This is a genomic window from Kitasatospora sp. GP30, assembly GCF_029892145.1.
Classification (GTDB): domain Bacteria; phylum Actinomycetota; class Actinomycetes; order Streptomycetales; family Streptomycetaceae; genus Kitasatospora; species Kitasatospora acidiphila.
Genome location: NZ_JARZAH010000007.1, coordinates 79,561 through 93,232, shown reverse-complemented (window position 1 = coordinate 93,232; position 13,672 = coordinate 79,561). Strand labels below are relative to the sequence as shown.

At 72.2% G+C, this 13,672-nt stretch carries 15 protein-coding genes; 5 read left to right on the top strand and 10 right to left on the bottom strand.

Features of this window, described 5'->3' with window-relative positions:
* Positions 1 to 567: a Uma2 family endonuclease gene (locus P3T35_RS13735; RefSeq protein ID WP_101381479.1), complete on the bottom strand. Its 567-nt coding sequence runs from the start codon at positions 565 to 567 to the stop codon at positions 1 to 3.
* Complete coding sequence (locus P3T35_RS13730) at positions 564 to 1,955, bottom strand: MFS transporter (RefSeq protein ID WP_101381480.1); 1,392 nt, start codon at positions 1,953 to 1,955, stop codon at positions 564 to 566. Before P3T35_RS13730 ends, P3T35_RS13735 begins: the two co-directional genes overlap by 4 nt.
* 67 nt (positions 1,956 to 2,022) lie before the next feature.
* On the opposite strand from P3T35_RS13730, the gene P3T35_RS13725 reads away from it, so the two are divergent.
* The 3 genes from P3T35_RS13725 to P3T35_RS13715 all read left to right on the top strand — a co-directional run bounded on the left by P3T35_RS13725 (position 2,023) and on the right by P3T35_RS13715 (position 5,123).
* Positions 2,023 to 3,027: a LysR family transcriptional regulator gene (locus P3T35_RS13725; protein WP_280706078.1), complete on the top strand. Its 1,005-nt coding sequence runs from the start codon at positions 2,023 to 2,025 to the stop codon at positions 3,025 to 3,027.
* Positions 3,028 to 3,306: 279 nt separating this feature from the next.
* On the top strand, positions 3,307 to 4,455 hold the full coding sequence (locus P3T35_RS13720) for an adenosine deaminase (RefSeq protein WP_101381482.1): 1,149 nt from the start codon (positions 3,307 to 3,309) through the stop codon (positions 4,453 to 4,455).
* A gap of 299 nt (positions 4,456 to 4,754) precedes the next feature.
* Positions 4,755 to 5,123 carry a hypothetical protein gene (locus P3T35_RS13715; RefSeq protein WP_101381483.1) on the top strand — a complete coding sequence of 123 codons (369 nt, stop codon included), beginning with the start codon at positions 4,755 to 4,757 and terminating at the stop codon, positions 5,121 to 5,123.
* 173 nt (positions 5,124 to 5,296) lie between these two features.
* Here the strand turns inward: P3T35_RS13715 and P3T35_RS13710 are convergent, their stop codons facing one another.
* From P3T35_RS13710 to P3T35_RS13690, 5 genes are all read right to left on the bottom strand, one after another.
* The gene (locus P3T35_RS13710; RefSeq protein ID WP_101381484.1) at positions 5,297 to 5,479 is read right to left on the bottom strand and encodes a PspC domain-containing protein; all 183 of its coding nucleotides are present in this window, start codon (positions 5,477 to 5,479) and stop codon (positions 5,297 to 5,299) included.
* Positions 5,480 to 5,540: 61 nt separating this feature from the next.
* Positions 5,541 to 6,194: a VanZ family protein gene (locus P3T35_RS13705; protein ID WP_143676866.1), complete on the bottom strand. Its 654-nt coding sequence runs from the start codon at positions 6,192 to 6,194 to the stop codon at positions 5,541 to 5,543.
* A gap of 143 nt (positions 6,195 to 6,337) precedes the next feature.
* Positions 6,338 to 6,664, bottom strand: a complete 327-nt coding sequence (locus P3T35_RS13700; protein ID WP_101381486.1) for a hypothetical protein — start codon at positions 6,662 to 6,664, stop codon at positions 6,338 to 6,340.
* Positions 6,661 to 8,337 carry a HAMP domain-containing sensor histidine kinase gene (locus P3T35_RS13695; protein ID WP_101381487.1) on the bottom strand — a complete coding sequence of 559 codons (1,677 nt, stop codon included), beginning with the start codon at positions 8,335 to 8,337 and terminating at the stop codon, positions 6,661 to 6,663. Before P3T35_RS13695 ends, P3T35_RS13700 begins: the two co-directional genes overlap by 4 nt.
* Positions 8,338 to 8,371: 34 nt before the next feature.
* Complete coding sequence (locus tag P3T35_RS13690; RefSeq protein WP_101381488.1) at positions 8,372 to 9,049, bottom strand: response regulator transcription factor; 678 nt, start codon at positions 9,047 to 9,049, stop codon at positions 8,372 to 8,374.
* 247 nt (positions 9,050 to 9,296) lie between these two features.
* On the opposite strand from P3T35_RS13690, the gene P3T35_RS13685 reads away from it, so the two are divergent.
* Complete coding sequence (locus P3T35_RS13685) at positions 9,297 to 10,043, top strand: SigE family RNA polymerase sigma factor (protein WP_280706073.1); 747 nt, start codon at positions 9,297 to 9,299, stop codon at positions 10,041 to 10,043.
* A gap of 155 nt (positions 10,044 to 10,198) precedes the next feature.
* Here P3T35_RS13685 and P3T35_RS13680 read toward each other — a convergent pair whose 3' ends face one another.
* Complete coding sequence (locus tag P3T35_RS13680; RefSeq protein ID WP_101381489.1) at positions 10,199 to 10,783, bottom strand: Uma2 family endonuclease; 585 nt, start codon at positions 10,781 to 10,783, stop codon at positions 10,199 to 10,201.
* A 44-nt stretch (positions 10,784 to 10,827) separates the two neighbouring features.
* Positions 10,828 to 11,799 (bottom strand): AraC family transcriptional regulator, encoded by a 972-nt coding sequence (locus P3T35_RS13675; RefSeq protein ID WP_101381490.1) that lies wholly within the window; start codon positions 11,797 to 11,799, stop codon positions 10,828 to 10,830.
* Between the two features lie 127 nt (positions 11,800 to 11,926).
* On the opposite strand from P3T35_RS13675, the gene P3T35_RS13670 reads away from it, so the two are divergent.
* Positions 11,927 to 12,913, top strand: a complete 987-nt coding sequence (locus P3T35_RS13670) for a zinc-dependent alcohol dehydrogenase family protein (RefSeq protein WP_101381491.1) — start codon at positions 11,927 to 11,929, stop codon at positions 12,911 to 12,913.
* Between the two features lie 7 nt (positions 12,914 to 12,920).
* Here P3T35_RS13670 and P3T35_RS13665 read toward each other — a convergent pair whose 3' ends face one another.
* Positions 12,921 to 13,556, bottom strand: a complete 636-nt coding sequence (locus P3T35_RS13665; protein ID WP_280706195.1) for an ATP-binding protein — start codon at positions 13,554 to 13,556, stop codon at positions 12,921 to 12,923.
* Positions 13,557 to 13,672 lie beyond the last annotated feature (116 nt).

The window sequence follows — 13,672 nt, the reverse complement described above, 5'->3', positions numbered from 1 at the left end:
TCAGTTGGTCCCCGGGCCGTACGTCATCAGCTCGCTGGTGTCGATCGTCCACGGGCCGACGGTGATCTGGTCGCCGAAGGTGAACTTCTCGCGGGAGGCGTACTTCGGCTGGGAGTGCACGATGCCGGTGCCGTCGCGCGGGTCGATCAGGAGGTAGTGCGGGATGCCCATGGCGGCGTAGTCGCGGACCTTGTTCTCGTAGTCGTTCTCCGGGTTCGACTTGGAGACGATCTCGACGACCAGCAGCGCCTCTGCGGGCGGCACCGCTGGGACATCCCGCTCCAGGACCGCCTCCGGAAGGACCATAAGGTCCGGTCGCCGGAGTCGGCCGAGGCCGCTGTCCTCCAGGTCCGCGCCCGCGTGGGCGATGTACTCCGGATGAGTGTCCGGCAGTTGGGTGTTGAGTTGCCGGGCGATTCGGAAGACGGCCAGTTCGTGCCGGTTGACCGGCGACATCATCATGACGATCTGGCCATCAGCGATCTCTATGGCTCCTATCCCCGGTAGCTGCGGCAACTGGTCGGCGATCTCACGGAGCCTGGCGAACGTCGCGGGGTCGATGCTCATACCGGAAGCGTACCCACGCTCTGCGCCCGCCGGGCTGCGATCGCCTGCCGGGTCGCGTAGAGGGTGACGCCCGCCGCGAGGGCCATCGCGGTGAGGCCGACCGCCGCCGAGCCCGGCCAGCCGACGGCGTGGTAGGCGTCGGCGCCCAAGGTGCCGCCGAGGCTGTTGCCCAGGTAGTAGGCGATCAGGTAGAGGGCGGAGGCCTGGGCGCGGCCGTGGGTGGCGGTGCGGCCGACGGCGGACGAGGCCGTGGCGTGGCCGGCGAAGAAGCCGGCGGTGATCAGCACCAGGCCGAGCAGGGCGCCGGTCAGCGAGTCGGTGAGGGAGAGCAGCAGACCCGCGGTGGTGCAGCCGATCGCGGTGTAGAGCGCACCGCGGCGCCCGAGCCGGGCGGCCAGCCGACCCGCGCCGGCCGAGGAGGCGGTGCCGACCAGGTAGACCACGAAGATCGAGGCAGCCACCGACTGCGGCAGGTGGAAGGGCGCGGCGATCAGCCGGAAGCCGACGGTGTTGTAGACCGCACCGAAGACCGCCATGAAGAGCAGGCCCAGACCGTAGAGCCGCAGTAGCAACGGGTTGCGCAGATGGGAACCGACGGTGCGGCGCAGTGCCCGGGCGTCGACCGGGGAGCGGCGGAAGTGCCGCGCGGGCGGGATCAGCAGCCGGAACGCGACGGTGGCGGCCAGCGCCAGCAGGGCCGAGGAGACCAGGCCCCAGCGCCAGCCCCAGGCGGCGGCGGACCAGCCGGCGACCAGCCGTCCGCCCATGCCGCCGATGCTGTTCCCGGCCACGTAGAGCCCCATTGCGGAGGCCAGCGCGCTCGGGTGCACCTCTTCGGCCAGGTAGGCCATCGCGGTGGCGGGCAGCCCGGCCAGTGCCGCGCCCTGGATGGCGCGCAGGGCGACCAGGGTGGTGAGGTCGGGGGCGAACGGCAGCGCGACGGCGATCAGCGAGGCGGCCGCCATCGAGCCGGTCATCACCGCGGTCCGGCCGAACCGGTCGGACAGCGCGCTGGCCGGCAGCAGGCCGAGCGCCAGACCCAGGGTGGCAGCGGAGGCGGTCCAGCTGGCCTGACCGGGGGTCAGTGAGAGGTCGGCGGCGAGCAGCGGCAGCAGGCCCTGGGTGGAGTAGAGCAGGACGAAGGTGGCGATACCGGCGGCGAAGAGCGCCAGGTTGGAGCGGCGGAAGTCGCGCTGCCCGGGCAGCAGGCGGGCGTCGGCCTGCGGGGGCGCGTCGGCCTGCGGCGGCGCATCGGTTTGCGAGGTCCCATTGGTCTCCGGGGGCCCACCGGTCAGTGGGGCGCCGGAGGTTGGCGCAGGGGCGACAGCGGGGGTTGGGGCGGCATCCGGCGCGCTGGCGGCGAATGCCCCGGTATCGGCGGAGGGCATGCCATAGAACGTAGCTCCGGTCCATTCCATGCGTCCAATACATGAATGGGCGATAATCAATGCTGTGATGCATGAGCGGTCCCGGCCGGCATTGGCCCGGTCGGCGTTGGCCCAGCCCTCGTTGGCCCAGCCTTCGTTGCCCCAGCTTTCGTTCGAGCTCGGCCCCGATACCCCGGGTGTCATCCTGGCGCCCCGGCTGGCCCAGTTCGCCGCCGTGGCGCGACTGGAGCACATCACCCGGGCCGCGGAGGAGCTGGGCATGCCGCAGCCCACGCTTTCCCGAGCGATCGCCCGGCTGGAGGCGGAGCTGGGGGTCGCCCTGCTGGCCCGGCAGGGCCGCGCGGTGCGGCTGACCAGGGCCGGTCGGCTGCTGCTCGACGCGGTCGAGCGGGCGCTGGCCGAGCTGGACCGGGGCGCGGCGGCGATGCTGGCCGAGACTGACCCGGCGAGCGGTCGGGTGGCCTTCGGGTTTCTCCACACCATGGGGACGGACGCGGTCCCGGCGCTGCTGCGCGGCTTCAGGGCCGACCATCCGGGGGTGCGGTTCCAGCTGGTGCAGGACTATGTGGCGGCGATGCTGGAACGGCTGCGCGCCGGTGAGCTGGACCTCTGCCTGGTCTCGCCGATTCCGTCGGAGCCCGAGTTGACGGCCCGCCAACTGGACGAGCAGCAGCTTTACTTGGCGGTTCCGGCCGACCACCGGCTGGCCGGGCGGCGGCGGATCCGGCTGGCGGAGGCGGCGGAGGAGCCGTTCGTCGCGGTGGAGTACGGCTACGGGCTGCGCACCATCACGGACGAGTTCTGCGCCCAGGCCGGCTTCACTCCGCGGATCGCCTTCGAGGGTGAGGACACCGAGACGCTGCGCGGGTTGGTCGCGGCCGGGCTCGGGGTGGCGCTGCTGCCGCCGGGTCTGGTGCCGCGGCCGGGGGTGGTGGAGCTGGCGGTGACGGCGCCGCGCACCCGGCGGGCGATCGGGCTCGCCTGGGTGACCGGCCGGCCGCTGCCGCCGCCGGCCGAGGCGTTCCGCGACTTCGTGCTCGCTCGGCGGGGGCGGTTGTTGGATCACGGGTGACGGGCGGTTAATAATGCCCATTATTATGGCGACTTGTCGCGGTGCGGGGTGCGCGAGCGGCGGGCTAATAATGGGCATTATTACTGTGCAGCTGCCGGATTGGATGAGGTGGCGGGCCTCGGCGAGGGCGGGATCCAGGTCGGCGTCAGATAGTGGTCCGGGAAAATGCTCATGGGCATTATTAATGAGCGGCATTAATAATGCCCATTACCCCACGCCCCGAGTGAACCCCCGGCGTGGGCATTGGGTATCTACGCGCGTAGGGCTTAGACTCCCGCAATGCAGAAGCAGATCCCTCTCCCCGCGGGCACCACGGCCCCGCGCATCCCCACCGCCGAGCAGGTCCGCCGCGCCCCCAAGGTCGTGCTGCACGACCACCTGGACGGCGGCCTCCGCCCCGAGACGATCGTCGAGCTCGCCGCCGCCTGCGGCTACCAGAAGCTGCCCACCACCGACCCGGCCAAGCTGGGCACCTGGTTCCGCGAGGCCGCCGACTCCGGCTCGCTGGAGCGCTACCTGGAGACCTTCGCGCACACCTGCGCCGTGATGCAGACCCGCGAGGGCCTGGTCCGCGTCGCCGCCGAGGCCGCCGAGGACCTGGCCGCCGACGGCGTGGTCTACGCCGAGGTGCGCTACGCCCCCGAGCAGCACCTGGAGGGTGGCCTCACCCTGGACGAGGTGGTCGAGGCGGTCCAGGAGGGCTTCCGGATCGGCGAGGCCAACGCCCGCGCCAACGGCGACCGGATCAAGGTGGGCACCCTGATCACCGCCATGCGCCACGCCGCCCGCTCCCAGGAGATCGCCGAGCTGGCCAACCGCCACCGCGACACCGGCGTGGTCGGCTTCGACATCGCCGGTGCCGAGGCCGGCTTCCCGCCCACCCGCCACCAGGCCGCCTTCGACTACCTCAAGGGCGAGAACAACCACTTCACCATCCACGCCGGCGAGGCCTTCGGGCTGCCGTCGATCTGGGAGGCGCTGCAGTGCTGCGGCGCGGACCGGCTCGGTCACGGCGTGCGCATCACCGACGACATCACCGTGCACGACGACGGCACCGTGACGCTCGGCCGGCTGGCCGCCTACGTCCGGGACAAGCGGATCCCGCTGGAGATGTGCCCCACCTCCAACCTGCAGACCGGTGCCGCCAGTTCCTACGCCGAGCACCCGATCGGCCTGCTCACCCGCCTGAAGTACCGGGTCACCGTGAACACCGACAACCGGCTGATGAGCGGCACCAGCATGAGCCAGGAGTTCGCCCACCTGATCGAGGCGTTCGGCTACGACCTGGACGACATGCAGTGGTTCACCGTCAACGCGCTCAAGTCGGCGTTCCTGCCGTTCGACGAGCGACTGGCGATGATCAACGACGTGGTCAAGCCCGGCTATGCCGAGCTGAAGGCCGAGTGGCTGTTCGGCTCCTCGTCCTGAGCTTGCCCCGAGCTACTCCCGAGCCTGCCCCGAGCTACTGCCGAACTCATCCTGAGCTCGTCCTGGGTTCGGGGCTTCGGCTCGGCCTGACGGTCCATAAACGGCCTGACGAAACGTCAGGCCGTTTATGTCATATGGTCCGACGATTCACTCACACGGCTGATGCGCTTTTGGCCCGGGTCCTCGGCTGTGTCTACGGTGTGCCAGTCACTGCTGACACGGCGCAACAACGTATCCCGGGACGGCTGCCGCCCCGGGTGAGGCTGGGGCGCCGGCCCGAGAGGACACGAGGACTACTCATGAAGCAGGCCACTCTGAAGGCCGCCGGTACCGCGGCGCTCGCCATCGCGGCGGTCGCCGCGGGTACCGCCTCGGCTTCCGCCGCCACCGGCGGCCTGAGCGCACTCCCCACCGGCACCCTGCCCGACACCGGTGCCGTGACCGGTGCGCTGAGCCACGCCCCGGCCCTCGGCGGCCCGGTCGCGCAGACCACCGGCCTGCTCAACCAGGGCGCCGGCCAGCAGGCGGCCGACGCCACCGCCGGTCTGACCCGCGGCCTGCCGCTCGGCGCCGTGTCCAGCGTCGCCAAGCAGGCGCCCGGTCCGCTGGCCGGGCTGCTGGGTGGCGTGGTGCCGGTGAGCGGTGGTCTGCCGGGCCTGGGCGGCTGACCTACGCCTGATCCCGGCCTGTGGCGCGGCTCCCGATCCCGGGCCGCGCCACAGCAGTCGTTGGGCCCACAGCGGTCGCTGGACCCGCAGCAGTCGTCAGGCCCGCAGCAGTCGTCAGATCCACAGACCCACAGATCCACAGATCCGCGGCGGTCACCAGGCCGCCGCGGTCGTCAGGGCTCCTGGGGCAGTAGCACCCAGAGCGCCAGGTAGATCAGGAACTGCGGGCCGGGCAGCAGGCAGGAGGCCAGGAAGATCAGCCGGACCGTCCAGGGGGTCAGGCCGAACCGCTCGGCGATCCCGGCGCAGACACCGGCGACCAGACGCTTGTGACGGGGGCGGGCCAGGGGGCGCATCGGATTCTCCTTGCTCGGAGGCGTTGACCGGACGCCTCCATGCTCGCCGCGAGCACCGGCCTCAGGCGTCCGCCTGGATGCCGATCCGCGCCCCCGGGGTTTCACCGGTCGGGACCACCCTGGTGTCAGGGACGGTCTCAGGGTCGGCCCCGAAACGCACCACCCGACTGGGCATCGCCGCCCGGCCCCGCCGCAGCGCGGCGCGGGTCGCCGGGACCACCAGCAGATGGGCCAGTGCCGCGCCGATCACCCCGATCAGCACGTCGTCCACATTCAGCACCCGCCCGGCCGAGGTCTCCAGCACCTCGAGGCCGGTGGCGAACAGCGCACTGGAGCCGATCGCCTGCAGGAACGACGGGAACCAGGCGGCGCGCAGCCGGCCGCCGATCAGCGGGAGCAGCACCCCGAGCGGGGCCGTCTGGCCGACCGCGGTCAGGGCTTGGCCGAGCGCCGCGGAACTGCCCGAGCTGAACGCTCGGTGCAGGGTGGCGAACGGGGTCAGGTTGGCGTCATAGGCCCAGGCGGTCGGCACTTGGCGCAACATCAGCCAGCCGAGCAGGGCGACATGCAGGGTGAGCAGGAGCAGGGCGGCCGAACGGACCGCCAGGGGGAGCGAGGTGCGAGGGTGCGCGCGGAGCTGAGCACCGCCCTCGGGCCGAGCCGTCGGGGCCGGTTCTCGCTCTGGGATCCGCACCGTGCCTGGCGCGCTTCGCACGCCGGTGCTGTCTCGCTGCACGCTGGTGTGGACGCCGGCCCGGGAGCGGCCGGTTGCAGCACGCGGCTGTTCTGCCGGGTGGTGCCACTCACACCGCGACGCACACCGCGGTCAGCCACTACGGTCACTGCGGTCTGCGATCACTAGCAGTGCAAGGTCCCGGAGGGGCTCGGAGAGGGCGACGGCGCCGCGCTGAACACACTGCCACCGGGGACGGAGGGACTCGGGCTGGCACTGGCCAGGTCGGGGACGCCGCGCGCCAGGCCGCGCAACGTGCCCGTGGACGGGCTGGGGACGACCGCCGGCGGCCGGAGCGGGCTGGGGCAGGAACCGCGGCTGGCGGGCGCGCCGGCGTCCACCGGGATCGCGGTCGGCCGGATCCCGCAGCCGCCGGCCAGCAGCGCGACGGCCACCGCACCGCCGACCGCCAGCGCCAACCGCCGCCCGCGTGCGACCCGTACCTCGCTCACTGCTCCGACCTCCGCTCGGTTGTGTCCCCCGAGTCCCCGAAGTCCCCGAAGTCCCCGGCGTCCCCGAAGTCCCCGGCGCCGCCCCCACCGCGCTGCTCGGACGCGGCCGACTGCTCGGGCGCGCCCGCCGAAGCGCCGCCCCCCGCAACACCGCCCGCCGAAGCGTCACCCACCGAAGCCCCGGCCGCCGCCGGCCGCAGCGGCAGCCGCAGGGTGAACACCGCACCGCCCTGCTCGCCGTTGGCCGCCGTGATGGTGCCGCCGTGGATCTGCGCGTTGGCCATCGCGATGGACAGGCCGAGGCCGCTGCCCTCGGAGCGGGCCCGCCCCTTGTCCGCCTTGTAGAACCGGTCGAAGACGTGCGGCAGCACCTCCTCGGGGATGCCGGGCCCGCTGTCGGTGACCCGCACCACCACCTCGCCGGCCCCGGTCGGCCCGACGCCCTGGCGCACGGTGACCTTGACCGGGGAGCCGCCGTGCTTGAGCGCGTTGCCGATCAGGTTGGCGAACACGACGTCCAGCCGGCGCGGGTCGACCACGGCCCGCACTCCGCGCGGGGCGTCCACCTCGACCGCGTCGTACCAGGCGCGGCCGTCGATGCAGGACATCACCAGGTCGGCGATGTCCATCTCGTCGGCGACCAGCTTGGCGGTGCCCGCGTCGAACCGGGTGACCTCCATCAGGTTCTCCACCAGGTCGGAGAGCCGGCGGGTCTCGCTGACCACCAGCCGCACGGCCGGCTCGATCATCGGGTCGAGCGCGTCCGCCTCGTCCTCCAGGATGTCGGTCACGGCCGTCATCGCGGTGAGCGGGGTGCGCAGTTCGTGCGACATGTCGGCGACGAACCGGCGGCTCTGGGCCTCGCGCGCGCTCAACTCCTCGACCTGCTCGGAGAGTGCCTCCGCGGTGCTGTTGAACGTCCGTGCCAGGTCGGAGAGTTCGTCGGTACCGCTGACCTCCAGTCGGGTGTCCAGCTTGCCCTCACCCAACCGCCGGGCGGCCTCGGCGAGTTGGCGCACCGGGCGGAGCACGGTGGCGGACGCGGCCTGGGCCAGCAGGGTGGCGGCGATCAGCGCCAGCAGGGTGGCCACCGCCAACGACCAGCCCAGCGTGTTGAGATCGGCCCGCTCGTTGTCCAGCGACTTGAACATGTAGGCGGTCGGGCCGGTGGGCACCACCCTGGTCCCGCCGACCACATAGGGCTGGCCGTCCAGGTTCACCCGCTGCCAGTACAGGTGGTACTCGTTCGGGTTGCCCGCACCGACCGCGCGCGGAGTGGTCACCGCCACCTGAAGGGCGTGCGGCACCTGGGCGGCGGTGAACCGCGGGTCCGAGACGGCGGTGCAGTCCGGCTGGTTCTCGTCCACCACCACGACGTTGTAGCTCAGCCCGGAACTCGCCACCTCGGTGGCCAGCTGCGCCAGCGCGGGGCAGCCGGCGTTCAGCGGCAGCCCCTGGACGCTCCGGCTGAGTGACACCCGGAAGTCGTTGAGCGCGGTGTCCTGGGCCCGCTTGAGCACCGCGTCCCGGTTCAGCCAGTACGCGATCCCGGAGGCGGAGACCGCGGCCGTCAACGCCACCACGGCGAACACGGCGGCGAGCCGGACCCGCAGCGAACTCAGCCGCAGCCGTCGCCGCCAGGCCTGGCGGCGGCCGTTCTGATGGTCAATCACGTGTCGGGTCAGCCATTCACTCTGGGCAGGACGGTCAGGAGGGCGGGTCCAGACGATAGCCGACGCCGCGGACCGTGCGGATCAGGGTGGGTGCCGAAGGGACGTCCTCCACCTTGGCCCGCAGCCGCTGCACACAGGCGTCCACCAGGCGCGAGTCACCCAGGTAGTCGTGCTCCCAGACCAGCCGCAGCAGCTGCTGGCGGGAGAGGGCCTGGCCCGGCCGGCGGCTGAGTTCCAGCAGTAGCCGCAACTCGGTCGGGGTGAGCTGGAGGTCCTGGCCGTCCTTGGTCACGGTCATCGCGGAACGGTCGATCACCAGCGAGCCGAACGCCGAGGAGTCCGAGTTCTCCCGCTCGCCGCGGCGCAGCACCGCGCGGATCCGGGCGTCCAGCACCCGTGGCTGGACCGGTTTGACCACGTAGTCGTCGGCGCCGGACTCCAGGCCGACCACCACGTCGATGTCGTCCGAGCGGGCCGTCAGCAGGATGATCGGCAACTGGTCGGACCGCCGGATCCGCCGGCAGACCTCGAAGCCGTCGATGCCCGGCAGCATCACGTCCAGCACGATCAGGTCGGGCCGCTGCTCCTTGAACAGCCGCAGGCCGTCCTCGCCGGAGGCGGCGGCGGCCACGCGGTGGCCCTGGCGGGTGAGGGCGAGTTCGAGGCCGGTCCGGATGGCGTCGTCGTCCTCGATCAGAAGGAGGAAAGGCACCTGTTCATTCTGGCTCAAGGATTGTGTTGCCGGGAACCGTCTGGAGCAGGTGGGACGTCAAGGGTGTCGAGCGCCACGTGGGATCGCGGGACCTTCGTCCTGAGGCTTGTGACACCGCTGTGACAGTCGGCGGACACGGTCATGACGGGTGGCGGGCAGGATTTTCGTTGTCACCGCGAGAGACCGCCACGGCGGACCGGAACGGAGACGCGAAAGGACCCGCTCGTACCGACCCTGGGGGCGCACGATGAACGAAACGCTTGAGACCCGGAGCTTCTGGGACGCCAAGTGTTCCTCACCGGCGCGGGGGCGGTTGGACGGCTGCTCAGGGGGACGCCGGGGGGGCGTTGGCAGCCGGGGTCACGGGGGGACGAAGGGGGCGACCCTCTACCGGCTGGCGCCGGTGGAGGAGCGCCTGCCGTCGACGGGACAGGGGGGTGCGACGGGGGACTCGTCGGCCGCCGAGGTGGACCACCTGACGGAGTTCACCGCGTATGTGCGCGAGCGCCGCGCCTCCCTGTACGCGACGGCCTACCACCTGACCGGCGACCGCTACGAGGCCGAGGACCTGCTGCAGAGCGCGCTCTTCAGCACCTACCGGGCCTGGGGCCGGATCGCCGACAAGGCGGCGGTCGGCGGCTACCTGCGCCGCACCATGACCAACCTGCACATCTCGGCCTGGCGCCGGCGCAAGCTCAACGAGTACCCCACCGAGGAGCTCCCCGAGACCGTCGGCGACACCGACGCGATGGGCGGCACCGAGCTGCGGGCCGTGCTCTGGCAGGCGCTCGCCAAGCTCCCGGAGAACCAGCGCACCATGCTGGTGCTGCGCTACTACGAGGGCCGCACCGACCCGGAGATCGCCGACATATTGAACATCAGCGTCGGCACCGTCAAGAGCAGCATCTGGCGCGCCCTGCGCCGGCTGCGCGACGACGAGCACCTCAACCTCACCGGCGACACCACGCACGCCTTCGGCGAGCTGGTCGCCTGATCCACCCCACAACTCCCGTCGGGGGACGGGTAAGCGGGCGCGGAGTCGCGCGGGACTCGGGGGAGCCCCCGCCGGCAGGGAAGCCGCGCCCCACACAGGGCCGGACCCGGCATCTCGGGAGAGGATGCCGGGTCCGGTTCTGCGTTCACGGCGGCTCAGAACTCGACGAGCCGACTGAGGTTGATCTCGAGGGGGAAGGGCAGCTCGGTCTTCAGCAGCCCGACGTGGTGCCCGCCCTCGGGGGCGGGTGCGTAGACGCCGGTGTCGCGGTCCAGCCAGAACTCGAAGACCTCCGGCAGGCCGCTGTCGCCCCGCTCGACGCGCCAGAAGTACGGGACGCCGGCCTCGGCGTAGAGGCCGGGCTTGCGGAAGCGGTCGTCCGAACGGGAGCCGGGTGAGACCACTTCGACCGCGAGGGCGACCGACGCGACCGGCACGCACTCCATCTCGAACGCGTCCAGGCCGGTTGCGTCGAAGACGACGACATCCGGCTTGGGCGGGTTGTACTCGTCGATCAGGATGCACTGCTCGGTGGCCGCCTTGAAGGGGGTTCTACGGGCCTCTCGCAGCTCGGAGTACAGCTCGTCCCGCACCGTGTTGTGCCAGTAACCGGTCATCCCCCGCGGCACGATCTCCCCATCCACCAACTCGAACTCGAAGGGCAGGTCGAGGTCCTTGACCTGCTCGTATGTCCATCTACGACCTGGCGGGTTTATCCAGTCGATCGGCGCGGCTGTCACGGCTACCTCCTCGCGGCGTGGGCCGACGGCTTCCGGCGTCAAGCCTAGCCGCCGATCCGGGCCGGCAAGGCGGTTCGCTGCTCAGTTCGCCCGTCCAGGTGAACGGTGCTCCGGTACCGCCCGGGAGACACCCCGTACTCGCGCTTGAAGGCCTTGGCGAAGGCGAACTCGCTGAGGTAGCCGGTGCGGTGGGCGATGGTGCGTAGGGGGGCGTCGGTGTCGCGGAGGAGGCGGCCGGCGGTGGTCATCCGCCACCAGGTGAGGTAGGCGAGCGGGGGCCGGCCGACCAGGGTGGTGAAGCGGCGGGCGAAGGCGGCGCGGGAGAGGCCGGCCCGGGCGCCGAGTTCCTCGACGGTCCAGGGGTGGGCGGGGTCGTCGTGGATCGCGTGCAGGGCGGTGCTGATCGCCTGGTCGTGCAGGGCGTGGGCCCAGCCGGGGCGTTCGGTGTCGGCCTGCTCGGCGTACCAGGCGCGCAGGACGTGCAGCAGCAGGGTGTCGAGCAGGGCGGGGAGCAGGGCGTCCGCGCCGGGTTGGCGGTCCGCCAGTTCGTCGGTCAGCAGCTCGATCACGGTGCGCAGTCGGGCGTGGCGGCCGTCCCGGGTGCTGAGGCGCAGGTGGGGTGGCAGTTCGGCGAGCAGCGGGTGTGGGCGGGCCTGGTTGAGCAGGTAGGCGCCGCAGAGCATGCTGCTGCTCGCCTCGGTGCCGGGCCCGGCCTGCGGTGGCTGGGGTCGCAGCCGGCCGTCCGAGTCGAGCACGGCGGGGCGCAGGGTGCGGTCCGGGGCGTCGGCGATTCCGTAGCTCGCGCCGTGCGGCAGCAGTACCAGGTCGCCGGCCGCCATCCGGACCGGCGCGGCGTCGCCCGGCGGGTGCAGCCAGGCCTCGCCGTCCAGCACAGCGTGGAACCCGACCCCGTCACCGGCCGGGAACCGCACGCCCCAGGGGGCGGCCCGCCGGTGGTGGCCGGCGTGCGGCCGGCCGGTGCGCATGGCGGTGATCGCATCGCTGAGCACGTCCATGGGGTGAGCCTAGCCAGTGGCGAGACGATCGGACAGGGAACCGAGACTTTCCGGCATAGGCCGTCTCGATCGGCTCGCCTACGGTTGATCACGTCAGCAAGACGCTTGTTCCAAAGGGGAGTTGGCCATGGCCAAGATGGTGCTGTTCGACGAGCCGGGTGGTCCCGAGGTGCTCCGGATCGCCGATGTCGAGCTCGGGGCGCCCGGTCCGGACCAGGTGCTGGTGCGGACCGAGGCGATCGGTCTCAACCGGGCGGAGGCCCTCTTCCGGGCCGGTGCGTACTACTACCAGCCGACGCTGCCCGCCTCGCGGCTCGGCTACGAGGCGGCCGGCGTGGTGATGGCGGTCGGCTCGGCGGTGACCGGCTTCGCCGTCGGCGACCCGGTGGTGAGCACGGTCGGCGGCCACATGAGCACCGACGGCGTCTACGGCGACCACTTCCTGCTGCCCGCCGCCTCGCTGGACCGGCGGCCCGACGGTGTGGACTCGGCCACCGCGGCCGCCTCCTGGCTCTCCTACGGCACCGCCTACGGCGCGCTGGTGGAGCGCGGTGGGCTGCGGCCCGGCGACCACGTGGTGATCACCGCCGCCTCGTCCAGCGTCGGGGTGGCCGCGATCCAGATCGCCAACCACCTCGGCGCCATCCCGATCGCCGTCACCCGCACCGCCGGCAAGCGCGACCAGCTGCTGAAGCTCGGCGCGGCCCAGGTGATCGTCAGCGACGAGGAGCCGGTGGTGGAGCGGGTCCGCGAGCTCACCGGCGGGGCGGGCGCCGAGTTCGTCCTCGACCCGGTCGCCGGGCCCGGGCTGGGGGAGTTGGCGCTCGCGGTGGCGCCCGGCGGCCTGCTGATCGTCTACGGCTGGCTGGACCCGCGCCCGGCGCCGCTGCCGATGAACTGGGGACTGCGGATCCTTGGCTTCGCCTACGGCGAGTTGGCGCGGACCCCGGAGATCCGGCGCCGGATGCTGCACTTCCTGGGAGCCGGGCTGCGGGCCGGCACGCTGGCCCCGGTGATCGATCGGACCTTCGACCTGTCCGAGATCGCCGACGCCCACCGCCACCTGGAGGCCAACGGTCAGGTCGGCAAGGTGGTTGTGACCGTCCGGAGTTGACGGCCCGTCAGGACATCGAGGCGACGGCCGGTTCGGGCCGGTCGGCCACGGCCCGCACCCGGCGGGCGGCTTCGGGGCCGTCGCAGGCGTGGGAGCCGAGACAGACCTGGCGGGCCACGATGGCGCGTTCGGCGCGCATCAGCCGCCAGCCGCGCCGCACCAGGAAGCCGACCGACTTGCGGCCCTCGCGCAGATCGCGGCGGAACCGGCGCCAGGCGGTGACCAGCGGGTGGTTGCGCAGGCAGAGCGCGTCGCCGAGCAGGTCCTCGGCGCGGCAGCCGGCGACCAGTTCGGCGGCGAAGATCCCCTCGGCGATGAACGCCGGGGCGCCGTGCAGTTCCAGGAGTCGGGAGCCGGCCCGACCGTTGGCCGGGATGGAGTAGACGGGCACCTCGGCCCGGCCGGTCTCCACCAGCTGCCGGATCGCGGCCAGCGCCTGGTCGCCGTGCCAGGAGGCGGGCGAGTCCCAGTCGATGCCGCTGCCGTCGGGCAGCAGCGGCAGGCTCGGGTCGTCGCCGTCCTTGTAGAAGTCGTCGAGCTGCAGCACCGGGAGTCCGGCCCGCTCGGCCAGTGAGGACTTGCCCGATCCCGAGGGCCCGGACAGCAGCACCACGCGGGCGCGACGAACAGGGGCGGGGTTCATGGGGGAGTCACTCACGAGACACCAGTCTGACGCATCGAACGCAGTACTGGTAACCCGCCGGACGGTACCAGCGCACGGTTAGGGGGCGGTGGCGGAAGGGTGACGGGCCCGCGCCA